General features: G+C 42.5%; 39 protein-coding genes. 22 read left to right on the top strand and 17 right to left on the bottom strand.

Annotated features, from left to right (window positions below; translation table 11 throughout):
• The first annotated feature begins 80 nt into the window (after positions 1-80).
• On the top strand, positions 81-299 hold the full coding sequence (locus FE392_RS17920) for a hypothetical protein (protein ID WP_319931526.1): 219 nt from the start codon (positions 81-83) through the stop codon (positions 297-299).
• A 39-nt stretch (positions 300-338) separates the two neighbouring features.
• Here FE392_RS17920 and FE392_RS17925 read toward each other — a convergent pair whose 3' ends face one another.
• From FE392_RS17925 to FE392_RS18000, 16 genes are all read right to left on the bottom strand, one after another.
• Entirely contained in the window at positions 339-512 is a 174-nt protein-coding gene (locus tag FE392_RS17925) for a hypothetical protein (protein ID WP_319931527.1), read from the bottom strand.
• Positions 513-816: 304 nt separating this feature from the next.
• Positions 817-1,596 carry an antitermination protein Q gene (locus FE392_RS17930; protein WP_319931528.1) on the bottom strand — a complete coding sequence of 260 codons (780 nt, stop codon included), beginning with the start codon at positions 1,594-1,596 and terminating at the stop codon, positions 817-819.
• Positions 1,597-1,637: 41 nt separating this feature from the next.
• Positions 1,638-1,988, bottom strand: coding sequence for a hypothetical protein (locus FE392_RS17935; RefSeq protein ID WP_319931529.1), 351 nt, complete (start codon positions 1,986-1,988; stop codon positions 1,638-1,640).
• Positions 1,985-2,344: a RusA family crossover junction endodeoxyribonuclease gene (locus FE392_RS17940; protein ID WP_319931530.1), complete on the bottom strand. Its 360-nt coding sequence runs from the start codon at positions 2,342-2,344 to the stop codon at positions 1,985-1,987. The genes FE392_RS17935 and FE392_RS17940 overlap by 4 nt, the downstream gene beginning before the upstream one ends.
• Entirely contained in the window at positions 2,341-2,628 is a 288-nt protein-coding gene (locus tag FE392_RS17945) for a hypothetical protein (protein WP_319931531.1), read from the bottom strand. Before FE392_RS17945 ends, FE392_RS17940 begins: the two co-directional genes overlap by 4 nt.
• Before the next feature lie 20 nt (positions 2,629-2,648).
• Positions 2,649-3,092 carry a recombination protein NinB gene (locus tag FE392_RS17950; protein WP_319931532.1) on the bottom strand — a complete coding sequence of 148 codons (444 nt, stop codon included), beginning with the start codon at positions 3,090-3,092 and terminating at the stop codon, positions 2,649-2,651.
• Positions 3,093-3,299 (bottom strand): Lar family restriction alleviation protein, encoded by a 207-nt coding sequence (locus tag FE392_RS17955; protein ID WP_319931533.1) that lies wholly within the window; start codon positions 3,297-3,299, stop codon positions 3,093-3,095.
• Positions 3,296-3,652: a phage protein NinX family protein gene (locus FE392_RS17960; RefSeq protein ID WP_319931534.1), complete on the bottom strand. Its 357-nt coding sequence runs from the start codon at positions 3,650-3,652 to the stop codon at positions 3,296-3,298. The genes FE392_RS17955 and FE392_RS17960 overlap by 4 nt, the downstream gene beginning before the upstream one ends.
• Positions 3,649-3,840, bottom strand: coding sequence for a hypothetical protein (locus FE392_RS17965; protein WP_319931535.1), 192 nt, complete (start codon positions 3,838-3,840; stop codon positions 3,649-3,651). Before FE392_RS17965 ends, FE392_RS17960 begins: the two co-directional genes overlap by 4 nt.
• A gap of 23 nt (positions 3,841-3,863) precedes the next feature.
• Positions 3,864-4,106: a hypothetical protein gene (locus FE392_RS17970; RefSeq protein WP_319931536.1), complete on the bottom strand. Its 243-nt coding sequence runs from the start codon at positions 4,104-4,106 to the stop codon at positions 3,864-3,866.
• On the bottom strand, positions 4,103-4,663 hold the full coding sequence (locus FE392_RS17975; RefSeq protein ID WP_319931537.1) for an HNH endonuclease: 561 nt from the start codon (positions 4,661-4,663) through the stop codon (positions 4,103-4,105). The genes FE392_RS17970 and FE392_RS17975 overlap by 4 nt, the downstream gene beginning before the upstream one ends.
• Before the next feature lie 15 nt (positions 4,664-4,678).
• On the bottom strand, positions 4,679-5,404 hold the full coding sequence (locus tag FE392_RS17980) for an ATP-binding protein (protein ID WP_319931538.1): 726 nt from the start codon (positions 5,402-5,404) through the stop codon (positions 4,679-4,681).
• The gene (locus FE392_RS17985) at positions 5,404-6,195 is read right to left on the bottom strand and encodes a hypothetical protein (RefSeq protein WP_319931539.1); all 792 of its coding nucleotides are present in this window, start codon (positions 6,193-6,195) and stop codon (positions 5,404-5,406) included. The genes FE392_RS17980 and FE392_RS17985 overlap by 1 nt, the downstream gene beginning before the upstream one ends.
• 9 nt (positions 6,196-6,204) lie before the next feature.
• Complete coding sequence (locus FE392_RS17990) at positions 6,205-6,894, bottom strand: GIY-YIG nuclease family protein (protein WP_319931540.1); 690 nt, start codon at positions 6,892-6,894, stop codon at positions 6,205-6,207.
• 55 nt (positions 6,895-6,949) lie between these two features.
• On the bottom strand, positions 6,950-7,312 hold the full coding sequence (locus tag FE392_RS17995; RefSeq protein ID WP_319931541.1) for a hypothetical protein: 363 nt from the start codon (positions 7,310-7,312) through the stop codon (positions 6,950-6,952).
• 228 nt (positions 7,313-7,540) lie between these two features.
• Positions 7,541-7,774: a transcriptional regulator gene (locus tag FE392_RS18000; RefSeq protein ID WP_319931542.1), complete on the bottom strand. Its 234-nt coding sequence runs from the start codon at positions 7,772-7,774 to the stop codon at positions 7,541-7,543.
• A 128-nt stretch (positions 7,775-7,902) separates the two neighbouring features.
• On the opposite strand from FE392_RS18000, the gene FE392_RS18005 reads away from it, so the two are divergent.
• From FE392_RS18005 to FE392_RS18105, 21 genes are all read left to right on the top strand, one after another.
• Positions 7,903-8,643, top strand: coding sequence for a LexA family transcriptional regulator (locus tag FE392_RS18005; protein WP_319931543.1), 741 nt, complete (start codon positions 7,903-7,905; stop codon positions 8,641-8,643).
• A 443-nt stretch (positions 8,644-9,086) separates the two neighbouring features.
• On the top strand, positions 9,087-9,332 hold the full coding sequence (locus FE392_RS18010) for a hypothetical protein (protein WP_319931544.1): 246 nt from the start codon (positions 9,087-9,089) through the stop codon (positions 9,330-9,332).
• 90 nt (positions 9,333-9,422) lie between these two features.
• Positions 9,423-10,136, top strand: coding sequence for a hypothetical protein (locus tag FE392_RS18015; RefSeq protein ID WP_319931545.1), 714 nt, complete (start codon positions 9,423-9,425; stop codon positions 10,134-10,136).
• A gap of 9 nt (positions 10,137-10,145) precedes the next feature.
• Positions 10,146-11,258, top strand: coding sequence for a helix-turn-helix domain-containing protein (locus tag FE392_RS18020; RefSeq protein WP_319931546.1), 1,113 nt, complete (start codon positions 10,146-10,148; stop codon positions 11,256-11,258).
• A 100-nt stretch (positions 11,259-11,358) separates the two neighbouring features.
• On the top strand, positions 11,359-11,664 hold the full coding sequence (locus tag FE392_RS18025) for a hypothetical protein (RefSeq protein WP_319931547.1): 306 nt from the start codon (positions 11,359-11,361) through the stop codon (positions 11,662-11,664).
• Between the two features lie 69 nt (positions 11,665-11,733).
• The gene (locus tag FE392_RS18030) at positions 11,734-11,943 is read left to right on the top strand and encodes a hypothetical protein (protein ID WP_319931548.1); all 210 of its coding nucleotides are present in this window, start codon (positions 11,734-11,736) and stop codon (positions 11,941-11,943) included.
• Positions 11,944-11,945: 2 nt separating this feature from the next.
• The gene (locus FE392_RS18035) at positions 11,946-12,362 is read left to right on the top strand and encodes a hypothetical protein (RefSeq protein ID WP_319931549.1); all 417 of its coding nucleotides are present in this window, start codon (positions 11,946-11,948) and stop codon (positions 12,360-12,362) included.
• A 195-nt stretch (positions 12,363-12,557) separates the two neighbouring features.
• Positions 12,558-12,824, top strand: a complete 267-nt coding sequence (locus FE392_RS18040) for a hypothetical protein (protein ID WP_319931550.1) — start codon at positions 12,558-12,560, stop codon at positions 12,822-12,824.
• Entirely contained in the window at positions 12,821-13,099 is a 279-nt protein-coding gene (locus FE392_RS18045) for a hypothetical protein (protein WP_319931551.1), read from the top strand. Before FE392_RS18040 ends, FE392_RS18045 begins: the two co-directional genes overlap by 4 nt.
• The gene (locus FE392_RS18050) at positions 13,096-14,028 is read left to right on the top strand and encodes a recombinase RecT (protein WP_319931552.1); all 933 of its coding nucleotides are present in this window, start codon (positions 13,096-13,098) and stop codon (positions 14,026-14,028) included. Before FE392_RS18045 ends, FE392_RS18050 begins: the two co-directional genes overlap by 4 nt.
• Positions 14,021-14,728 carry a lambda exonuclease family protein gene (locus FE392_RS18055; protein ID WP_319931564.1) on the top strand — a complete coding sequence of 236 codons (708 nt, stop codon included), beginning with the start codon at positions 14,021-14,023 and terminating at the stop codon, positions 14,726-14,728. The genes FE392_RS18050 and FE392_RS18055 overlap by 8 nt, the downstream gene beginning before the upstream one ends.
• The gene (locus FE392_RS18060) at positions 14,709-15,209 is read left to right on the top strand and encodes a single-stranded DNA-binding protein (protein ID WP_319931553.1); all 501 of its coding nucleotides are present in this window, start codon (positions 14,709-14,711) and stop codon (positions 15,207-15,209) included. The genes FE392_RS18055 and FE392_RS18060 overlap by 20 nt, the downstream gene beginning before the upstream one ends.
• A gap of 43 nt (positions 15,210-15,252) precedes the next feature.
• Positions 15,253-15,411, top strand: a complete 159-nt coding sequence (locus FE392_RS18065) for a DUF7167 family protein (protein ID WP_319931554.1) — start codon at positions 15,253-15,255, stop codon at positions 15,409-15,411.
• A 34-nt stretch (positions 15,412-15,445) separates the two neighbouring features.
• Positions 15,446-16,288, top strand: a complete 843-nt coding sequence (locus FE392_RS18070; protein ID WP_319931555.1) for a phosphoadenosine phosphosulfate reductase domain-containing protein — start codon at positions 15,446-15,448, stop codon at positions 16,286-16,288.
• Positions 16,289-16,325: 37 nt separating this feature from the next.
• Positions 16,326-16,628: a hypothetical protein gene (locus tag FE392_RS18075; protein ID WP_319931556.1), complete on the top strand. Its 303-nt coding sequence runs from the start codon at positions 16,326-16,328 to the stop codon at positions 16,626-16,628.
• A gap of 17 nt (positions 16,629-16,645) precedes the next feature.
• A complete protein-coding gene (locus FE392_RS18080; protein WP_319931557.1) occupies positions 16,646-17,071 on the top strand; it encodes a zinc-finger-containing protein in 426 nt (141 codons plus the stop codon).
• Positions 17,068-17,757 carry a hypothetical protein gene (locus FE392_RS18085; RefSeq protein ID WP_319931558.1) on the top strand — a complete coding sequence of 230 codons (690 nt, stop codon included), beginning with the start codon at positions 17,068-17,070 and terminating at the stop codon, positions 17,755-17,757. Before FE392_RS18080 ends, FE392_RS18085 begins: the two co-directional genes overlap by 4 nt.
• Positions 17,747-18,004, top strand: a complete 258-nt coding sequence (locus FE392_RS18090; protein ID WP_319931559.1) for a hypothetical protein — start codon at positions 17,747-17,749, stop codon at positions 18,002-18,004. Before FE392_RS18085 ends, FE392_RS18090 begins: the two co-directional genes overlap by 11 nt.
• Before the next feature lie 209 nt (positions 18,005-18,213).
• Complete coding sequence (locus FE392_RS18095; protein WP_319931560.1) at positions 18,214-18,750, top strand: phage N-6-adenine-methyltransferase; 537 nt, start codon at positions 18,214-18,216, stop codon at positions 18,748-18,750.
• Entirely contained in the window at positions 18,747-18,923 is a 177-nt protein-coding gene (locus FE392_RS18100) for a hypothetical protein (protein WP_319931561.1), read from the top strand. Before FE392_RS18095 ends, FE392_RS18100 begins: the two co-directional genes overlap by 4 nt.
• 238 nt (positions 18,924-19,161) lie before the next feature.
• Positions 19,162-19,341: a hypothetical protein gene (locus FE392_RS18105; RefSeq protein WP_319931562.1), complete on the top strand. Its 180-nt coding sequence runs from the start codon at positions 19,162-19,164 to the stop codon at positions 19,339-19,341.
• Here the strand turns inward: FE392_RS18105 and FE392_RS18110 are convergent.
• A complete protein-coding gene (locus tag FE392_RS18110; protein ID WP_319931563.1) occupies positions 19,328-20,503 on the bottom strand; it encodes a tyrosine-type recombinase/integrase in 1,176 nt (391 codons plus the stop codon). The genes FE392_RS18105 and FE392_RS18110 overlap by 14 nt on opposite strands.
• Between the last annotated feature and the right edge of the window lie 213 nt (positions 20,504-20,716).

The following is a 20,716-nucleotide window of genomic DNA, read 5'->3' on the forward strand; positions in this document are numbered from 1 at the left end:
GATACTTAAGGTATGTTGTTAAATCAGCCAAATATTAACCAACCAATGAGGGATGGCTGATTACCTCTGAGGAAAAAGGTATGCCTATAAAACGAGTTGACTTGAAACTTGAAGTCAAATTAGAGAATTTAACTGATGCCGCAAAAGAAATAGTCAAATTGAAAATTCTTTACGGTTTATTAATAAGCAAACTTTGCGAGGAAGATCGAAACAACATCATCAAAGAAGCAAAAGAAACAGGCTTAGATGAAGAAGTGAAATGGATACAGGAATTTTGCCCTGTCAGTGATAACGCTTAGTAAAAAATGATAGCTACAGCCACTATGATATGTGGCTGTTTATGCGCATTTTATACCCGCAGTCAATTCTCGACTTGAGATACCATGCTGAGTCATTACTATTTGAGACTTTAAATCTTGTAGTTCATAGCTCACTGACTTCTGAACATCAGCGAGCTGTTTTTCTAAAGTCTCAATCTTTCTTTCCAGTTCTTCAATACGCTTTTCCATCATTCACCTCATGAGTGAGTTAATAGGTTGCCAGCCGCAATGTTTGTATACGGATGTGATTAAAGTGATTGCGGTGGCAAATATGGAAAAGGCCACGCCAGAACGCAGCCTTGGATTTGAACTAGTCGATCTGACCGACAGGTTGAGTTGTAAGCTCAGAGTTGACTACTGCCAGATACGAAAAAGCCCCGCGAGTGCGAGGCCTTGAAATTCTATTCTGTTTCAACGAGAGGCAATAACCCATCGTTGGGATAATGATGGGCTATTTTATTCAATAAGTCAATAACAGATTTCTACAAAAAACTAATTATGTGAAATATATTTCTCTTTTTGTTATCTCATTTAAAATGGAATCAGCAAGAGCTTCCTCTTTAAAACACTCCTCTATCAATAATTCATAGAATGGCTTAAAGTGACGCGACCATGTCGGCTGACTTATCTCTACTACTAAATCACAAGTAGCTTTTCTGACTTCCTCGGCTGGCAGTCTGGAATACCCACGGCCTGAGCACTTGGGGCAGGTTTTATAAACTGGAATGCCAATTAGCTCCGTCTGCTCTTTATCCAGAACCTCACCACGCCCGTTGCAGCGACATGAATGGCTCACCTCAGCTTTGCCATTGCAGGTCTTGCAAACAATGCGACAGGTTTCCTCTATTTCACGTTCAGAGGTAACAAACCGTGTTGGCTTTAATCCCAGTGACTTAACCAGCAATCCCTCACTGGTTCCGAATTTGGTCGTGAACTTGCGTACAGTAATGAATCCATTCTCACAATGCGGCTCAGGACACGACTTCTTACTGGCTGCACTTCTCGCGTAATCCTGAAAGGCATAATTTGCGAGTATTTGCAGAATCTTTTGCTTACTATCCTCATCGAGTTTTGCGATTGCAGGGTGCTTATGAACCTGCGTCACGGCATACTGATAGAGACTCTCTACTGCTTCATCCGGCTTATTGATCCCCTGTTTCGCCAAAAACAGCTCAATACCCATCCTCGCCTGAGCGGACGCCAATCCTAGTGAGGCCATAACATCGGTAATTGAAAAGGAATCGGTAGCGGTGGCAGCTGGAGAGTCACTGAACATAATGCCCTTTGGTGAGAAATACTTCGGTAGTGATTCTAGGTTCATCTTATCCCCACATTTGCCTTTGCTTTTCTTACAAACTTTCTAAGGCCTGCGCGGCTAACACTGAATTTATCTGCCACTTCTTTCTGTGTTAAACCGGCGGCCAGTAGTTCCAGAATTAATGGAGCATCAGACGGATGCAGTATTATTATCCTGCTGTGTTGCACCCCATAGAATTCTGGACGTTCGTCATCGTGCGTTGTCCAAGCTGGACGCTTCCCCCTATAAGCACCATATTTGCCGACAGTTAATCGCCCCTTATGCCTCTGGTTGACTGCGTAGTGCATTTTGTCTTCTCGCCGTCGTCTTCTGGCATAGGCTATTGCTTCACTGAAGTTGTCGAATGTCATTTCCCCAACTCCCATATCTGGATATCCAGACAACCGCCCGCAACTCGTTCACCTCGCCGTATTTGCATATCGTCAATCTGGTTGTCATCGGCCCAGAAATTAGCATGAGTTAACGAGTCGAAAACCGCTTTAGGCAGGTTATCGAGGTCTCTTCGTCGTTTGTCTGGGGGATTCGCTGTGATTGAGATTTTGATGCGGGAAGTGGTGTTGATGGCTAAGTTTTGTTGCTGGATGATGCTGATAATTGCCTTTCTGTATTCTTTGCCTTTCGGGGATATGTAATGCATTCCTCTGATGTGCCGCCAGTACATGTTATTACTTGGTGGCCACGGTAATTTTAAATTGTAGGTTTTCATAATGCTCCGACTAATCCCCTCCTAGTCAATTCCCTAACGGTCAGAACAATCGATCTATCCATTTCATGCCTACGTTCTTCCTTGCTCATATCGGCTCCGTTATCGATAGCATAGTGACACTCAGGGCATAAGGCCGCAGTCAGGCTATCATCAACTTTTAGCCCCATCCCTTTGCCTTCGTTCCGGTGGGCTACCTGAATGCCGAATTTTCCACATCTGACACAACATTCAATCTGACCAACTGCTGCTAACCATTTTTTACTGCGATAGCTTTTCTGCTTCACCGTTCCTGCTCCTTCTTGAGTTATATTCTGTGACCGTAGTAATTCAGTGCATAACGGCGCTCAGTGAGTTTTACGCCCTGATATACAGCCCATGCCTGTGAATATTCAATTAAGCTACCCATACTCTTGATGCTCATTCTGGCAGTACTCTCTCTTGCCAGTGGCACCAGTTCACCTTCTAAGCCCTCGATTATCTGCCCCTCTTTTCCTGTTGCTTTTGCATGACCGGAAACAAAAATACATTTCCAATCTTGTAATCCCCATTGGCTGCCAGCCCAAGCAATACCTTGCTTAGAGACGTCACCACATAACGCATGGAACTTATCGTTCTGCGGTAATGTTCGGCTTGAGTCTGATATGGTGATTTGAAGAGGAAATTCGTCGCTGAGAGGGAGAGAGTCTAAGGTGGCTTTCAGGTTATCGAGTATTCGTGCGTTTCGTAGCAGAAATGTCTGCTTGTCCATCTACCCTCCGTTATTTGCCCTCTGGTTCCATACTGTTATTACTTCAGCCTCTGTATTGCGTGTCAGCTTGATAATATCCCGTGAATTACAGTGATGCCGTATTGTGACGCTGTATACATTCCATCTCATCCCGACCCAGTTCTGATTTGGGATAATTACCGTTTCACCTGCACCACAAAACGGACACGGCTTGAGCTTATCCATCATTCCCCCTCCAATAGCTCATCTGGAATCTCAACCTCGTTGCCTAGCTCGGCAGCAACTACAGCGTGGCAGATAGCTATCCGTGGTGTATCACCATGCTGATATTCGCCCATCAAATGCGGACATGTTGCGTAATATATCCATACATCATTGACCAGTTCATTAGTGAGTTCCATCCCGAATGTATCAATCAACTGCCCGCACAAATGCCAGTAATCGGTCGGCTTGTAGAGTTGATCTCCATCTGCTTCACGATGGATAATCGCTCCGCCGAAATTGATGACATTCAGACCTTGCGCTTTAGCCACCGCATAATCCAACGCCCGGCCCGTCAATTCACTCGTTTTTAGTTTCATTTCAATGCTCCTCCTGCTCGTAACCTGCGAATAATATTGACTGCTGATTTAATCCGACTTCTGGCTATTGGGTGACGGCGACCTTTCCAATATATTGCGATTGATTTTCCCATTGAGATAATGACCTTGTCCGCTTCGCGGTGCGTGCGCATTAAATTCACCAAATCAAATTCAGTTAATAGAGCCATCTCAAAAATCCTTTAGTGTGGGGTTAGGCAAATGCCCGTAACTTCTCGGTCGGGTAGTCAACAAGTTTGCATTTACTGGCCCTATACTCTAAACGCTCCAGTTTGATATAAGCCTGACCCCTCGGATAACACTTCCCAACTTTTCGGCTTAAATGGCAATTCTCGATGAAACAAAAATCCCTGTTTTTACTTGCCATCAAACGACGCTGTTGTTCTACATTGGGGGTTTGGAACCACTCGGTATCTTTGTGGAAAACTACTGTCATGTTAATGATCCTTCTTGTAGTTGATGTTCATTTTTGTGAGCTTTTTCATGACAGCTATCACAGAGGGAAACCAGCTCGAACAATAGTTCATCACCAACATTGTCATATTTTAAATGGTGAACCTGAGTTGCTTTTTTTCGTAAACATCCTTGGCACATATAATTATCCCTTCTTAACACCCGTTCTCTTTTATCTCGCCACATAGGAGATTTCAGATATATCGAGTACCAACTCCAAAACTCGTCTTTTGCTTTTTGTTTTTCTTCACCATATATTTTGATTACTGCGTTTATTTCCTGCTCTCTTTGATATCCCCAATTTAATTTAATGTCTTCACTAAATAATCTTGGATTTGGGTTGTTTTTAAGCGCCGCTGATTTTTTAAATGATTCCACCTGAACTCCACAACTCATACATTGGGATACATAATGGATTGAATTATTATTGAATACCCGTTTTCTTAATTCTGTACATGTGTGTTCGCAATAATCATATTTTTTGTATATTTCATCTAATTTTCTCCCTCTCTCTTTTTCTAAATTAAATTCATTGTTCATATATTCTCCTATGGATTACTTAACTTGGCGGCGATAACTCTGCCAGTTGAAATTGATTACGGTAGGTGTTCCCATTCTTAAGCGATCAATCACTCGCTCACCTAAGACATCGGTCAGGTGTGCAATATCTAAATTCGTCAGTACACCAACCGGTTTTTTGTTTGCCAGACGCCGATCCACTACCTGAAAAATAATCAGGTCTTCATTCAGGTTATTGCGTTGCACACCAACATCATCAAGCACCAATAAATCAACCGAGCACAGATCATCGATCAAGGCCGACTCATGGGTTTTGGCGTCTTTCTGGTAGGTTTCCCTAACACGCATCATCAAATCAGGTAGTGTGGCAATCAGGATGCTTTTGCCGTTCTGGATGATGTGATTACCAATAGCAGCAGCGAAGTGATTTTTTCCCGTGCCAGGATTACCACAAAAAATAAACCCACCAAACGAGCTACCGAAGTTCTCGGCATACCGCTTCGCTTTTGCCAGCGCTTTTTGTTGTTCAGGCGTAGAGGCGAGGTAATTATCAAACGTGCAATCTTGGTGCAACGGGCTGATACCAGAGCGGCCCATGATCCTGTTCAGTCGGTTGACCCGGTTTTCTTCGGCAATGCGCTTTGAATCAATCTCCCCCTGTTCACGTTGCCATGTCATCAGTTCTTCAGCATTCGTGAATTTAGGCTTGATATGATCAGGCATCATCCGGCGAAAACGAGCCAGTGCTTCTGCCATGCTCATTAGAAATTCTCCGAAATGAATTGCTCAGTACGTACTGGCTGTGTGACACGAGAACCAACACGGTGCTTATAGCGGTTGGCCTGCTGATTGTTCTGGTAATTCAATTTCTGGCTGGTAGTGATATACCAGTTCTTGGGCTTATCAGCCTGAAACTCTAAATCCAGTCTTTGTAATTCATGCCGCAGGTTGATATTCATATACAAGTCTTCCCAAGCTGAATAATCCTTGTGGTTTAAGCGGATCACTTGCCCTTCAAACGCATATTTGCTCGACATCGGATGAACACTCGCGGATGGATTATTATTTTCATCAGCGCAAGCCGGTTCATCGGCTTGGGTGTTTATAGGGTTAAGGGAATCAGGAATCAGGTTAAGGGAATCAGCAGGGAAAGTTATATGCTCTTCTGATTCTTGCACTGTACTTGTATGGTGCTTTTCTGGTGCTTCTTTATTATCAATAGGTTGCACTACTTGTTCAGGTATTTCACTGATCGCTTCTTTAACGTGGGGGTTCTGATGTTTCTTCCAGTTATTAATCTGGATAAAATTATTCCCGTCTACTACATATCGGGTAATGAAATTCTTTTTATGCAGTTGCTGCAATAACCCATCGCAGTCTGCATCATCATATGGGAGAACCATTGCCTTAATTTTACGCGGTTTATCTTCTAACCGACCTTCACGATCAGCAATCGTCCATAAACCAGCGAATAATAATCTTGCCAAGGGTTCACATTCGGCTAAATCATCATTAGTGAAAAAGCCCGGTTTAATATTTCGTGACCTAGCCATGACAGCTCCTTAAAACGGTATATCTGTTGTGTCTATTGGTGGGGCGGGGAGAAGAGGACCAATGAATGCAGCTTGTTCTTTCAAATATTCCTCGTGCATTTGATCTATTTCACTCTGGATTAAATAAGCCGTTCCATTTTGGAAGAAGAGTGAACATGGTTTTTCTTTGTTTGTATCGATGAGATTGTTAACAGCGAATCGTATTAACCTATCAGCGGTAGATAATTTACAGCCGAAAACTTCTATTCCCAGACTCTCAAAGAGTGCACTGAGATTTAGTGATTTTAATTTTTCAGTGCAGATAACATCGTAAGCATCTGCTAATTCTTCTACGGTCACTCCAACTCTAATTAATCCTTGTTCCTCGCATGCAAATATAATTTCCTCCAGAGGCGCATTAAAAAATTCTCTGGATTCATTAATGCGAAATGCAGATAGCATTTCATGCACTGCCGCCTCGTCATAAGAAGGGTCTTCTGAATAAAAAGAGGCAGCTATTTCAAACTTAAAAGGAACGCCAGTAGCAGACGCTAATTCCTTTGCCCTGATTTCTGGCGATATGGTCGTCATGCCCACTTTATATATTCCCGGCATGTATTTATTGCTGAGCACGTAAACCCAGCCTTCAACGCGGAAATCTTCCGATAACTCCGCATGTGTTATTATTCCTTTATGGACTTCCATTTCTTCTAAGTGCATAATTACCTCTGTGAAATGTTGTTTTGAGAGTGGCTTGCATACCTTGCTCTCATCACTAAATCAGCAGTTCAAATTGCATTTCAGAAGCCTCAGTTGTTAGCGCAACTGGGGTTTTTCTTTTTGGGTATCTGAGTTCATCCAGCATTGAAAGTAATTTGCTGGCTTCTACGCCTGTCAGTACAATATTCGCTTCACATCCCGGCGCTGCGACGCTTCCTTCTGGCAAGCCCAGATTCACAATCATCAAACTAGCGAGTTTCGCTATCCTGTTTTTATCCCGGCTCAGCGAGGATGGATGGATACCCATTTCACGCGACAGCTCATTGTTTCCATATTCCAAAGCTGATTTGAGAAAGTAAGACTCCAGATGTTGAGCGCTACACGTAACGCGAGTATTGCGAGTTTTTGCAACTTCCATTTGGTATATTTCCTAAAGTTAAATTTTGTTTAATAAAAATACAGAATCGTCAACTATCCTTGAGATAGATGAAGGTTAATCACGAACACGGCATCATGGTGTCAGCCTTTACGGGTTATCCCCGATTGCCTGAGATTAAAGATCAAATCTCGGCGCTATTTCGGTTTGCTAGGGTTCACCGATTAGCCTGTCGTGAGGAGCGAGTTGTTAAAGAGCAATAAGTTGCTATTAAGCTGCGTTAGTTTTTACTTGAGCGAAAACCAATAATTCTTTTTTTACAGGAGTGGTGCTAAAAAACTGCCCTGAAGCTGTTTCTATACGTTCAGCAATCGCAGGTGACGCTCGGCGGTTCCCGTAGGCAATTTGATTTAAATATCCGGCGCTTGTCCCTGCTAGCTGAGCAAGGCGCTGCCAGTCTTCTTGTGAAGATTGTTTTTTCCAGCGGAGTAGATCGTTGCTCATATTATTTACCTTGGTGTCAAATGATAAACCAAAGTTTATCTTCAAGATAAATATTAGGCAAGTCAATTTTATCTTAATTTATCTTCTTGCGTATTTATCAATTTGCTAATAAATGCAAAGATTGGAATATGGAAACTAAAGACATAAGACGCAACAATTTGCGCGCCCTGATGGATACGCATATCCGTCAAGGGATAACAAAAGCAGTCTTCTCTGAGATGATAGGCATGCCGCCCAGTCAGCTTAGCCAGCTTACGAGCGATAACGCGGTAAGAAATATAGGGGATACTATTGCCAGACGTGTAGAAGAGAAGTTAGAACTCCCTACTGGCTGGTTGGATGTGCCTCAACCTACAGATAATCGTGATAATTCTCACAAAGAAAGCAACAATAAAAACTATCACTTGCAAAATATTTCACACAAAGTTACTGATCTTCCATACAGGATTGAACAGCTCGATGTGGAATTTAGTTGCGGAGGTGGTAGGTTGAATAGCGATTATCCCGATATAGTTCGCTCAATTGAGATAGATCCTGAATATGCAAAACGGATGTTTGGCAGTAGAAAATCAACATCATTAAAACTAACAACCGCTGTTGGAGACAGCATGCTTGGGACGATTAATCCCGGTGAATTGGTTGTTTTGGATATAACAGTGAATCAATTTATGAGTGACGGTATATATGCATTCACATATGGAAATGGAATGCACATAAAACGATTACAACTGTTAAAAGATAAAATTATTGTTATTAGTGACAATCAAATTTATGACAGATGGGAGATTGATTCTGAAAATGAATCTAAATTTCATATACATGGGTTTGTTGTTGGCAAATGGAAAATGGATTACGCAAGATTGGGATAATTAGTTTCAGAAACCACATAAAACAAAGCCAGCCTTCGGGCTGGTTTTTTTATGCCTAAAATCCCCCTACAGATAAAAATATTTATCAATGCATATCAATCATTTATCAAAAAAGACAACTAAAATGATAAATTATTTATCAAATTGCTATTTACAAAAATTTATCTCTGCGATAAATTTAAACCATCCAAGGCATGGAGCCAAACGTAAACGGAAGTTCGCTCTTTAACAATCCAATCCCCCACGACAGGTAACTGACGAGCCCTAGCAAATTGAAATTGCGCCAAGAATGACTCTTAGGCAATCGGGAAATGCAGGAGCAGATCAACCCCGTAAAGGCGCACTCGTTAAGAAGCTTGGTCGTGTATTAATTCAAAGCGCAGTTGGCTTTGAGGTGTGGTGATAAACGCTACACCATCAAAGCCAATTACTGGAGAAGTTCCATGAACGAAAAAGACTATGCGTTAGATAGCATTCTGGATAATTTCTTCGCCCAATCACGGAAACGGGAACGTAGTAATTTCTGGAGCAATCGCGAGCCTATCAGCAAACAGGAACGCGACACCATCAACGTACTCAATAGCTTTATCCCGGCAATCAGTAATGCCCCGGCAAAAGAACGGGCATCAGCCAACAATAAACCTCCCCGTCGTAAGTTGGGATCGGGGAATGTGACAGCGAGGGGGTAGACAAAGGAAGCTAGTCATAGCATAGGTGATTTTCTTGTTTTTTAACCTCAAATGAGGTATAAAAAATAGAAAATAAGATAAGGATAACCTATGCACCCTACAAATAATTTAGTAACACCGATCGCCCATACCGACTTTGACATAGTTAATGCTCATTTAGCCACCTTGGGATTAGAGCAGGAAAACTTGATTGAAATCCTTCGGCAGGCAATGAGCTTGAGATTGTCCACAACCAAAAATAACGCAGTAACAGCAGGCGGTACTTATTTTTATCAAGGAGCAGTGCGCGTCACCCGAGATCTTCTTTCTAAAAAGGGGTTTAAACGACTCTCTTTGAAAAACGTTGAGTTAACCGTTAACGACAAGGTAGCCATTTATATTTGTAGCGGCAATGACCAGACTGGATTGGTAAATGCCTATCCTGAATCTCGTACTAAAAAGGGAAAGTTTACCCGTGAAATTCTGGGGCTTTCTTATGCAACTAACCCCACTGCATACTCATTTGATTATCAAAACCAACAAATAAATTTGGATTTTTCATCTCGCGATGATGACGAATCCTCTTCTATTCCGTTGGGCTTAGATGTGTGGTGTCTTCTTCATTATGTTTATCAAGTCGATGAATACCAATGGGGGATGCGGGCTGAATTCTCCCAACCCACAACCTATAATCAAAAAAACGTCATTAATGGATTTTCTACGCGATTAATCCTGAACACAGCACCAAAAGATCCTGTCATTAAACAGGATAACGAACCTCAATTCACAAAAGATATTGAGATTGATATTTTAAAAACAGGTTAGATACAAATCATGTTTAATTCAGAGCGTTTACGTCTTGCCAGGGAACGCAGGGGGCTGACACAGAAAGCCCTTGCTGAGCAAGCAGGCTTAACAAGCAGAACGATATCCACTTATGAGCAATCCGGCATATTTGAACCTATTGCTAGTGATAGCATAGCAAAAATAGCCGATGTTCTTGGGTATCCTTTGGCGTTTTTTGGCTCTGAAGAGATTCCCACCTTAAAAGATGAGGCTGTAAGTTTTCGTGCCATGACAAAACTTAGCGCCCAAAAACGCAATGCCGCTATAAGTGCAGGTAAATTAGTTCAGGAATTATCATCATGGATGGAGTGTAGTTTTAAACTTCCCCGCCCTAATGTTCCTGATTGCAGCTTTGACAATTACTGCTCACCAGAAGACGCAGCTCGAATAGTAAGAGAACACTGGGGAATTGGTGAGTTATCTATTTCAAATATGGTTCACTTACTTGAAGTTAACGGCATTAAAGTTTTTTCATTGGCAGAAAATTGCCTTGAAGTTGATGCATTTTCTTTTTGGATGGATGAAAAACCCTTTGTGTTACTCAACACAATGAAAACACCGGAACGCAGCCGTTTTGATGCAGCTCATGAATTAGGCCATCTAGTACTTCATAAACATTCGAGCAATAACGGGCGAGATGCTGAAATGGAAGCGGACCGATTTGCCTCGGCATTTTTAATGCCAGAGAGTAGCATTCTGGCGACAGTACCAAGAATGCCATCGTTAGAGCACTTGATTCAATTAAAAAAACACTGGAAAGTTTCTCTTGCTGCTTTAGTGAGGCGAACACTAGATGTAGGGCTTTCTAGTGAGTGGCATTATCGCCAATTATATATAGAACTTAGCAGACGAGGCTTTAGAACAACTGAACCGGAAGGCATCGAGTCGAGAGAAAAATCCATAATCATGGATAAGGTATTCACATCATTACGAAATAGCGGAACTACTCGACAAGACATCCTCAATCAATTACGTCTTCCACTCGATGAGATGCGTGCATTTACATTTGAACATAGTTTCTTTATGACTGCCATTAGCGGTAATAATGAAGCCACTACAATAATAAAACGACAAAATCCCAATCTGCACCTTGTTAAATAAATTTAATTATAATTAACTAACTCCAGCTCATTTCCGAGTGGGCTGTGGTGAGTTAGTCTGATATATTCCGAGAATGATTATGGATTCATGAGGGAGTATTATGTCTGGATTATCTGAGCTGCAAGAAGCAACACCCGATTTAATGTACGACATTAGCAACTCAAATATAATGACAGCAATGCCAGATGCAATAGCAACAATAGTATTGTTTATGATTGCATATTATCTATTTTACCTATTACATATTGCTTATATCTGGTATATCACAGTTCCTCTTGGAATAATTTCAGCTTTTCTGTTTGTTAAAAAAAAGTCTAAAATATTTTATGCATTCTTGACCTTATTCTTTTTAATTCCGCCAGTTTGGGGCCTGATTTTTTATAGCAGGTTGCTTTTCGTTAGATAATAACGAAATCACCAAACACCAGCCTCGCCAATGCGGGGCTTTTTATTACCTGAATATAGGAAAATAACAATGGCTATGACATTAACAATTAAGCAAATAGCTTATATCTGCGATTTAGCAGGAATTGAATACAAGCAGCCTAACCCGGATGATCTATCAATTGAAATCACCATTGAGGATAACATGGAAATACAGGAAGAAGGGAAACTTTATAAGGGACTGGGAGCTTATATCACCGATTACCCAGAAGAAGGCGCAATATCATTGGAGGATGAATAACAATGGCTAAACCACATATTCACGCTGATTTAACGATGGAGTATGCGAAATTAGCGCAGGAGACGGAAAGGCCGTGGGAATATTTTCAATATCGAACACATGGCAACGAGAAATGGCTGGATTGTAACACGCTATTTGCATTTCATAGTGCTTACCAGTATCGCCTAAAACCCCGCACTATCAAAATCGGAAACTTTGACGTTCCTGAACCAGTGAGGGAGCCGTTGGAAGAAGGAGCAGAGTATTTTTACCCTTATGTATCAGGCACGGAAGAATCAGACATGGGAGGCTTTTTTAGCCGCGATTATTGGGCAGGTTGGTGTGTTGATATGACACGCTTAAAACGCGGCCTTATCCACCTCACCCCAGAAGCCGCCGAACTGCACGCCAAATCCCTTATTTCTCTGACATCAAAATGATACCCGACAGTTTCTATTACTACTCACTCACCATTATCGCAGTCATTCTTATTTTACTCATCGCTAGATAATCAATCATGAACAAACAACATCTAACCCGTGCTCAATCATGGGGAAAGTTTGCTGTGCGTGAAAAACGTTCTGCCGCATGGAATCGCGGCATGAAACTACTCATGAAATATTACGGAGGTAAGCATGTGCATTCAGGTCTTATGCTCATCACATGGCAGTGATTCTACATCGGCAGGGGTGATGCTGACATTTACGGACAATAACATCAAACGGATTGATGGAATTTACGCAAATATCCTCAAGCTGATGTGTTACTCGGCAAAAGAGCAAATGGAACAAATTCTCGAGGCTGACCACTTAGAAAGTCTGTTAGATGAAGCTATCGCATTAGGGCAAGGAAAATCGATTATCGATTATATCCAGTCCAAGATGCAGAAGGAGGCAGCATGAAACCATTCAATTGCGATCCCTACTGGATGCAGGACAAAGCCGAAGAACGCCGCAGGGAAGAAGCTGCGTATCAGGATGCTGTCGAGGAAGAACAAGGCAGAAAAGCATGGGATATGTACCAGAATCTCCCAGACGGAATACGGGCTATCTTCTCTTCCAAGATGAACGCGCTTTTCGGTGAGTTATTCGATACGGATAGCGATGTCGATGGACATGTGAATGACCTGTTGTACCAGTTGTGTTTAATGAAGGTTCAGAGGCAGGAGGCAGTATGAGTACAGTAGTGCAAAAGGTTTTTGAAATTATCAACCCGCTCAAAACGGACTTTGAGCAAGTTTGCAGTGAACCCAGCATAGCATTTAAAAGAGAGTCTGAATTTGCTATGCAGATATTTGCTAATAATGATTATTTAGCGGGGGTAGCGATCAATAACGTTATTTCTGTTCGCAGTGCTGTGATGAATATTGCGGCAATAGGCATCAGCTTAAACCCAGCGCAAAAACTTGCTTATCTCGTCCCAAGAGACAAGAAAGTCTGTCTTGATATCAGCTATATGGGATTGATGCACATCGCCCAGCAATCAGGCGCGATTAAGTGGTGTCAGTCCAGCATTGTAAGACAGAACGACAATTTTCATCTGACCTCTATCGATACTGCACCCAAACATGAATATAACGCTTTTGCTCCCCAACAACAGCGAGGTGAGATTGTTGGTGCTTACACAGTTGTCAAAACTGAGGATGGTGACTACCTGACTCACACTATGACTATTGCTGACATCTTCGCTATTCGTGACAGATCAACGGCATGGAGGGCATGGATTTCAAAACAAAAAACCTGTCCTTGGGTGACTGACGAAGAGCAGATGATATTAAAAACAGTGGTTAAGCAGGCCGCGAAATACTGGCCTCGTCGGGAGCGATTGGATAAGGCCATTGATTACGTCAACACCGAAGCGGGAGAAGGTATCGATTTCAGTACTGAACAATCACAGCCTCGCGATATTACGCCAGCCAGCGAACAACAGTTAAAAGATATCTCAGATCTGATGATCAAAGTGGATGGCGAGTGGAGCGACAAATTCCTTGCTTACATCAGTCAAAGGTTTAAGCGACAAATCAGCCACCCTGAACAACTTGTTGTTTTTGAAGCTAATACCATCATTGATATGTTAAAAGCAAAGGCAGGGAAAAATGATAAGTAACGATATCGTTCTAAGCAGAACCGGCATCAACTTATCCGCAATAGAGCAAGGAAGTGAAGAATGGCTGTCGCTTCGTCTGGGGGTTATCACCGCCTCAGATGTCTGGAAAGTGCTCACGAAAACCAAATCAGGGACATCATGGACAGATACAAAGAAAACTTACCTGAACACTTTGATCGGGGAAGTCTGTACGGGCGTATTCAAAGAGGTCAACGCAAGAACGTTAGCCTGGGGAAAAGACTACGAACTTGAAGCACGCATGACATTTGAGTTCTACAGCGGGTTAACCGTCAAGGAGGAGCCGATAATTTTCAAAGATGAAAATCTCAGGTCTGCCTGTTCGCCGGATGGTATTTGCAATGATGGTGCTGGGCTTGAGTTGAAATGCCCTAACACAACGGAAGTGTTTATTGATTTGGCTTTGAACGGCATTAACGCCATGAAAAAGGAATATATCGCTCAGGTGCAATATTCAATGTGGATAACCGGAAAAAGTGTCTGGCATTTTGCTAACTACGACCCCCGAATGCCGGGAGGAAAAGAAATTGTTCACATGCCAATCTATCGCAATGAAGACATGATGAAAGAGTTTGATGAGCAGATCCCTGAATTTATAGAAAAGATGGATGAGGGATTAAATAAGTTAGGAGTTGAGTTCGGCAATCAATGGAGGGCCAATAATGGCAAAGCATGGAGTTAATAAAGTTATTTTGGTTGGCAACTTAGGCCGTGACCCTGAAGTGCGCTATCTGCCCAATGGGGGCGCAGTCACAAACATCACCCTCGCCACATCGGAACAGTGGCGGGACAAGCAATCAGGCGAAGTCAAAGAAAAAACCGAATGGCATCGCGTGGTTCTATTCGGGAAGTTGGCTGAAGTTGCAGGCGAATATCTGAAAAAAGGCGCTCAGGTTTATATCGAAGGCCAACTACAGACTCGAAAATGGCAAGACCAGCAAGGACAGGATAGATACACAACAGAAATCGTGGTCAATGTTGGAGGAACGTTGCAGATGTTGGGCAGCAGGCAGGAAAGCCAGCAGGAGCAACAATCCCAGTCGCGATATTCAGGGCAACAACAACAATCTCAACTCTGGGGGCAGCCACAACAACCGCAAGCTCAAGAATCGCAGCAGCAATCAGAGCCGCCGATGGATTTTGATGACGATATTCCGTTCTGAATGACACCTGCAATCCAAATAGGACTCTCTCATGAGCAAAAAAATGGTTATTACTCTACGAACCAACAAAGTTGGTTCTGCTTCGGAATGCCCCCTCGGTTACACAGAGGAAGAATGGAACCAATTGTCAGATAAAGAACAAAGAGATGCTGTTTTAGACGCTTTCGATAATTACATCGATTACTCAATCACTGCCGAATAACCCCACCCGAAATATCTAACCCAAGGTAACAATCATGATTCATGTTGTCAGTTTCTCTGGCGGCAGGACATCGGGTCATCTCGTTCATCTAATGGAGCCGCGCCGTAAACTAGGTGAGGATATCCGCTATTTGTTTATGGATACTGGGGCTGAACACCCTAAGACCTACGAGTTTATCCGTGATTTAGTCCGGCATTGGAAAATTGATCTAGTGTGCTTGCGTGTTGTCGTAAATCCAGAACTGGGCAAAGGGAACAGCTACGAAATTGTAAGTCTGGACGAAATAACCAATGACCTCAAGCCATGGAAGGCCATGTTGAAAAAATATGGTACGCCCTATCTTGGTGGTGAGTTCTGTACTGACAGAATGAAGCTGGGGCCATTTAAAAAGTACTGTGATGAACACTTTGGAAAGAAAGCGTATCACACTTGGATTGGTATTCGAGCCGATGAACCCAAGCGGTTAAAACCCAAGGAACGTACCAGCTATCTGGCCGATATCTCTGATATTGATAAGCGCGGTGTCATTGATTGGTGGAGTCAACAGCCTTTCGATCTGCAAATACCTGAGCATTTAGGTAACTGCTGTTTTTGCATCAAAAAGAGCGTTCAGAAAATCGCCTTAGCCGCTAAGGATGAGCCGGAGATGGCCGCTGAGTTTCAGGCGATATTGTCCTCAAATGAGGTTCGAAAAATGGAAAATCGAAATGGAACCGACCTCATTATGTACCGTGGCAAAAACTCCTTTGGCGGCATTATACAGATGTTCGCTGATGACGAACGGGATGAGTTAGCTGCCCGGATGCCGTCGCAAAAACAATACCTTCATGCTGCTGAGCGTGAAGCGTTCTGTAAGTGTCAATTATCTCTGTTTTAACCCTATCACTACGCTGCTATGCGGCGGGAGGATTGTTATGTCTATACAACCTATGCAACCAGATCGCGATCACTTGGGTCACTGGACTCACCCTGATTTTCCAGTTAACGAGGAATGGACTCAAGCTTTGACTCTTAACTGGTTGTTACAAAATAACATGGTTCTAAAAGTCATGAGTCTAGAAGATGACAACGCCGCAATATCAGAACGATATGCAACTGGAGACGCAAATGTCAGCGACTGGAATCCAGCGCAACCAGAGGGTGATTGGTTCCTTCTATCAATCCATGATTCAGAAGATGGCCCTATGTGTATTTGGGGTCAGCATAAACACCGATAAATTCGGGAGGATTTATTGTGGAAAAAACACCATGGAATCCCAGCATAAGAGCAATTAAGAAAGTTAAAGACCCGCTCCCTGCTCCTACCAAATGTCATTATTGCGCTGGAAGTATAGCAATAGTCAGCCATAAGGCCGTATATGGGCAGGATTTCGGTAATTGGCCTTGGTTATATATATGCACGACATGCAGAGCCTACGTAGGGATGCACCCATTTACAGATATTCCATTAGGGACGCTGGCAAACGAAGAAACTCGCGCAGCAAGGAAAAGTTGCAAGCCCCATTTTGAACGCATATGGAAATCAGGGAAATTAACTCGCACGGATGCGTATAAATGGCTGGCTGAAAAATTAGGGATCGATCCCGGCGAATGTCACTTCGGCTGGTTTGACGTTGATATGTGTGAACAGGCGAAAAATGTATGTATGAGGTTTAAATGAAAGAGAGGCCGATAATTTTTAATGGCGACATGGTTCGCGCTATTTTGTCTGGCAGGAAAACGCAAACACGAAGACCAATTCCCGATTGGCAGTTACCTAAACATTATCCTGACAATGAGCACTCAAATAAATGGATGGCAATAGCGCAACGCCACCCTAGATATGGATTTGCCGTTTTTGGCGAGACGGAAGAGCTTTGCGCCAAAGAACTGGAAGAAGCAATCTCATGTCCATGCGGGAATAAATTAGAACATTTGTGGGTACGTGAGACATTCCAGTTTGGGTTATGTACTAAATCAACACTCGCGTACAGAGCGACGCATAAGTCAGAAGATTTAGAAGATGGTTGGCGGGAGCCGGTAAAGTGGCGGCCATCTATCCATATGCCACGCTGGGCGTCACGCATCACTTTGGAAATTACCAATGTCAGAGTTGAGAGATTGAAAGATATCAGCGAACAGGACGCTATATCGGAAGGGATGCAATTCACTGATTACGGTAAGAATCACTTTAACCAACAACGCAACGGTTGGTCATGGCAAGAAACAACACACCATGATGAGTGCTTATCTACTGCGCGGTTTGCGTTTGGAAATCTATGGGAATCAAACTACGGCGAATATAGCTGGGATGCAAACCCGTGGGTGTGGGTAATTGATTTTAGGAGAATAGATAATGGCAATTGAATATGCAGTAACGGGCGTAAATGATTTAAACGAACCATCAGATAGGTTTGAACTAGAAAACACAGGATGGGAAGGATATCCCAGGTATTTAGCGGAAGAATGTGCAGAAGATTATTACTCTAATCATGATGGTTGGGAGCGCAACTGGCCTATCACGATACATGTTTTTTCCGATGGTAATCATATTGGGGAATTCAGTGTTGAATTAGAAAGCGAGCCGGTATTTTCAGCATCACTAAGTAAATAATTATTCCCCTCTATCGCCATCCAAACAAATAACGAGAACCATCATGGATATTGCAGATACAGCTAACGACTTCGTTGAGCTGAGGGTATCTCATGCTCTCCAGAACCGAAAACCACCACTGACCAGCATTAACGGTATGTGCAGATGGTGTGAAACAGAACCAGCAATAAAGAACAGTGCATTCTGTAGTCGAGAGTGCGGGGAGGATTATGAGCGATTTCGGCGGCAGTAACACGCCCAAAGAATTCCGTGACCTCTGGCAAACCCCACTCCCGTTATTTAAAGCACTCAACCTCGAATTTAATTTCTCTCTGGATGCAGCCGCCTCTGCCAGCAATACCCTGTGCGCCAATTATCTCACGGAACGAGATAATGCACTGGAATGTGACTGGGTGAGTTACGGCTCTATCTGGTGCAACCCTCCTTATTCTGATATTGGGCCGTGGGTAAATAAAGCCGCTATTGAGTGCAGGAAACAATGTCAAACCATCGTGATGTTAGTTCCCTCTGATACCTCGGTGGGCTGGTTTAAATTGGCATTGGAGACTGTAGATGAGGTCAGATTAATAACGGGTGGAAGAATTTCATTTGTTAATGCAGAAACACAAAAGCCAGTTAACGGAAATAATAAAGGAAGCCTCTTGTTAATTTGGCGACCATTTATTACTCCGCGCGCAACAATAACCACAGTAGGAAGAGAATATTTACTCCATATCGGAAATGAACAATTGAGGAAAATAGCATGAAAGCAATTTACATCATGAGCAAAGCAGAAGTTAAAGAATATCTAGGCCCTCATTTTAAACATAGGGAATCTGACTACCCGAAATTAATACAGGGTGACATGCAAATCACGCTGGAGAACGAAGGATTTCAAACAATAACAATGGATGATATCACCGTAGTTGTTCATGACTAACACATTAGAGAACGGAAGACGACAGGTGGCGAGGGAGTGCCAAGGGAGAATTATAAATGAGGTGCGTACATTGCCATAAAGAACTGGATTTCGAGGAAGCGTATTACTACGAGAATGCATGCAAAGAGTGTGAAACCTATTTTGATTTGCGCCAGTATAAATTAAGTCGGTGCAAGTTGATTCGCATGCGGGTTAGGTTATTTCTCAGGAAATTAATTAATCGAGATAGGAGTGAATAATGGATAAAGATTTAATCGAAGAAAAAGACGTTTTTGATATGATTGGTAAAAAAAGAACGGCGGTATGGAGACTCAGAAAGAAATTTGGATTTCCTGAACCAGTACTAAACTTTCCAGCACGATATAGTCTATCCGCTATACGTAAATGGCTAAATGAAGGCGGAGTCAACCGGACTTGAGTTGTTTAACATACCAGAATATTTTATCGGCATATAATTCATATGCTTCTTTTTGCTCATCAATCCAGTCATGTTTGTTATATACAGCCATGACGCCGCCTAATTCATGCCCCAGCATCTTTTCGGTGACATGGGGCGCAATTCCCTCACTCGATAGATTGGTCACTAGTGATCTTCGGAAATCATGAGTACGCCATTCAGGTATATCAATGGACTTCCTTAGCTTGTTCATATAGAGGTTCGCTGATGACCGATCTATAGCTTTATCTAGTTCTTGGCCCGGGAATAAAACCTCATTACCCATATTTAATAAACGTTCTATATATGGTTGTACTTGCTTAAATATGGGTCTTCTTATTACATTACCCATTTTTGAATGAGCGACAGGTGTCGTCCATATCCGATCATCAATATTAAACTCACTGGCTGTTGACAACCTCAACTCGGAAAGACGAGCGCCCCATAATAAAAGTAGTTGATGCAACACCTTATTAGAAGAAACGATTTTATTATTCTCCAACGCCAACCAAATCTTAGCTAATTCCGTATAGGTTAATACCCGATGTCCCGTATCCGGTTTTTTGCCTATGTTTTTTACACTGAGCTTCATAACTTCGCATGATGGGATAAATTGCCTTCCCACACACCAATTAATGACGGAGCGCATTTGAGTTAAAAGCACTCTGGCTTTTTTGGGATTTTCTTTTTCCTGCTTATCAAAAAACTTCACCCATGAAGACACGGGAATGCTAGCAATCGGTGTACACAAAAATTGTGTGTACATCGTGTTGTACACGACGGAACGATAGAGGATTTGAGTGTTAGGTTTTAAGGTAGATGCGTACTTATCCCACCAGTAGTCAAGGCAGTCTTTTAGAGTAGCCTCCCCTTCTGATCCAGAAAAATACGTTTTAGGGTTAAGCCCCTTTGTGTACAATGAGCGCATCTCGCCTACAATTATCCGCGCATCCCGTAATGACATTTCAGGATACCGACCAACAGTAAGGCGTACTGGCTTTCCGTTCCAGCGATATCTATGCTGGAATGTTATAGTTCCGTTTGGTGTGATCCTGACACTCAAACCATCTCCATCGGTTAACTCAGGCTTTCCTTTATAGGGTTTATTGTGAATGCCACGTAGTTTAGTGTCGCTCAGTGCCATAATTATAACCTGTACACAAGTTGAATCGTGATTATGTACTCAATCTGTACACAATGGCAAGTGAACGAACTGCTGATAACAAAAAACTACAGAGAACAAAACGGAACAAGTAAAGGAAAAAACTTGATTAAAACAGGGGGAAAGAGGTAAGATTTAAACAGCTTGAAACAAGCTAAAACAGCAGCAAAAAAAGCCCCCTTAGTTAAATGGATA

The sequence above is a fragment of the Xenorhabdus santafensis genome (assembly GCF_033949405.1).
In the GTDB taxonomy this organism is placed as follows: Bacteria; Pseudomonadota; Gammaproteobacteria; order Enterobacterales; family Enterobacteriaceae; genus Xenorhabdus; species Xenorhabdus santafensis.

Excerpts from the sequence above, each read along its gene's own strand:
- FE392_RS17920 (WP_319931526.1), top strand. The coding sequence starts at position 81 with ATGCCTATAAAACGAGTTGACTTGAAACTTGAAGTCAAATTAGAGAAT.
- FE392_RS17925 (WP_319931527.1), bottom strand. The coding sequence starts at position 512 with ATGATGGAAAAGCGTATTGAAGAACTGGAAAGAAAGATTGAGACTTTA.
- FE392_RS17930 (WP_319931528.1), bottom strand. The coding sequence starts at position 1,596 with ATGTTCAGTGACTCTCCAGCTGCCACCGCTACCGATTCCTTTTCAATT.
- FE392_RS17935 (WP_319931529.1), bottom strand. The coding sequence starts at position 1,988 with ATGACATTCGACAACTTCAGTGAAGCAATAGCCTATGCCAGAAGACGA.
- FE392_RS17940 (WP_319931530.1), bottom strand. The coding sequence starts at position 2,344 with ATGAAAACCTACAATTTAAAATTACCGTGGCCACCAAGTAATAACATG.
- FE392_RS17950 (WP_319931532.1), bottom strand. The coding sequence starts at position 3,092 with ATGGACAAGCAGACATTTCTGCTACGAAACGCACGAATACTCGATAAC.
- FE392_RS17955 (WP_319931533.1), bottom strand. The coding sequence starts at position 3,299 with ATGATGGATAAGCTCAAGCCGTGTCCGTTTTGTGGTGCAGGTGAAACG.
- FE392_RS17960 (WP_319931534.1), bottom strand. The coding sequence starts at position 3,652 with ATGAAACTAAAAACGAGTGAATTGACGGGCCGGGCGTTGGATTATGCG.
- FE392_RS17965 (WP_319931535.1), bottom strand. The coding sequence starts at position 3,840 with ATGGCTCTATTAACTGAATTTGATTTGGTGAATTTAATGCGCACGCAC.
- FE392_RS17970 (WP_319931536.1), bottom strand. The coding sequence starts at position 4,106 with ATGACAGTAGTTTTCCACAAAGATACCGAGTGGTTCCAAACCCCCAAT.
- FE392_RS17975 (WP_319931537.1), bottom strand. The coding sequence starts at position 4,663 with ATGAACAATGAATTTAATTTAGAAAAAGAGAGAGGGAGAAAATTAGAT.
- FE392_RS17980 (WP_319931538.1), bottom strand. The coding sequence starts at position 5,404 with ATGAGCATGGCAGAAGCACTGGCTCGTTTTCGCCGGATGATGCCTGAT.
- FE392_RS17985 (WP_319931539.1), bottom strand. The coding sequence starts at position 6,195 with ATGGCTAGGTCACGAAATATTAAACCGGGCTTTTTCACTAATGATGAT.
- FE392_RS17990 (WP_319931540.1), bottom strand. The coding sequence starts at position 6,894 with ATGCACTTAGAAGAAATGGAAGTCCATAAAGGAATAATAACACATGCG.
- FE392_RS17995 (WP_319931541.1), bottom strand. The coding sequence starts at position 7,312 with ATGGAAGTTGCAAAAACTCGCAATACTCGCGTTACGTGTAGCGCTCAA.
- FE392_RS18000 (WP_319931542.1), bottom strand. The coding sequence starts at position 7,774 with ATGAGCAACGATCTACTCCGCTGGAAAAAACAATCTTCACAAGAAGAC.
- FE392_RS18005 (WP_319931543.1), top strand. The coding sequence starts at position 7,903 with ATGGAAACTAAAGACATAAGACGCAACAATTTGCGCGCCCTGATGGAT.
- FE392_RS18010 (WP_319931544.1), top strand. The coding sequence starts at position 9,087 with ATGAACGAAAAAGACTATGCGTTAGATAGCATTCTGGATAATTTCTTC.
- FE392_RS18015 (WP_319931545.1), top strand. The coding sequence starts at position 9,423 with ATGCACCCTACAAATAATTTAGTAACACCGATCGCCCATACCGACTTT.
- FE392_RS18020 (WP_319931546.1), top strand. The coding sequence starts at position 10,146 with ATGTTTAATTCAGAGCGTTTACGTCTTGCCAGGGAACGCAGGGGGCTG.
- FE392_RS18025 (WP_319931547.1), top strand. The coding sequence starts at position 11,359 with ATGTCTGGATTATCTGAGCTGCAAGAAGCAACACCCGATTTAATGTAC.
- FE392_RS18030 (WP_319931548.1), top strand. The coding sequence starts at position 11,734 with ATGGCTATGACATTAACAATTAAGCAAATAGCTTATATCTGCGATTTA.
- FE392_RS18035 (WP_319931549.1), top strand. The coding sequence starts at position 11,946 with ATGGCTAAACCACATATTCACGCTGATTTAACGATGGAGTATGCGAAA.
- FE392_RS18040 (WP_319931550.1), top strand. The coding sequence starts at position 12,558 with ATGTGCATTCAGGTCTTATGCTCATCACATGGCAGTGATTCTACATCG.
- FE392_RS18045 (WP_319931551.1), top strand. The coding sequence starts at position 12,821 with ATGAAACCATTCAATTGCGATCCCTACTGGATGCAGGACAAAGCCGAA.
- FE392_RS18050 (WP_319931552.1), top strand. The coding sequence starts at position 13,096 with ATGAGTACAGTAGTGCAAAAGGTTTTTGAAATTATCAACCCGCTCAAA.
- FE392_RS18060 (WP_319931553.1), top strand. The coding sequence starts at position 14,709 with ATGGCAAAGCATGGAGTTAATAAAGTTATTTTGGTTGGCAACTTAGGC.
- FE392_RS18065 (WP_319931554.1), top strand. The coding sequence starts at position 15,253 with ATGGTTATTACTCTACGAACCAACAAAGTTGGTTCTGCTTCGGAATGC.
- FE392_RS18070 (WP_319931555.1), top strand. The coding sequence starts at position 15,446 with ATGATTCATGTTGTCAGTTTCTCTGGCGGCAGGACATCGGGTCATCTC.
- FE392_RS18075 (WP_319931556.1), top strand. The coding sequence starts at position 16,326 with ATGTCTATACAACCTATGCAACCAGATCGCGATCACTTGGGTCACTGG.
- FE392_RS18085 (WP_319931558.1), top strand. The coding sequence starts at position 17,068 with ATGAAAGAGAGGCCGATAATTTTTAATGGCGACATGGTTCGCGCTATT.
- FE392_RS18090 (WP_319931559.1), top strand. The coding sequence starts at position 17,747 with ATGGCAATTGAATATGCAGTAACGGGCGTAAATGATTTAAACGAACCA.
- FE392_RS18095 (WP_319931560.1), top strand. The coding sequence starts at position 18,214 with ATGAGCGATTTCGGCGGCAGTAACACGCCCAAAGAATTCCGTGACCTC.
- FE392_RS18100 (WP_319931561.1), top strand. The coding sequence starts at position 18,747 with ATGAAAGCAATTTACATCATGAGCAAAGCAGAAGTTAAAGAATATCTA.
- FE392_RS18105 (WP_319931562.1), top strand. The coding sequence starts at position 19,162 with ATGGATAAAGATTTAATCGAAGAAAAAGACGTTTTTGATATGATTGGT.
- FE392_RS18110 (WP_319931563.1), bottom strand. The coding sequence starts at position 20,503 with ATGGCACTGAGCGACACTAAACTACGTGGCATTCACAATAAACCCTAT.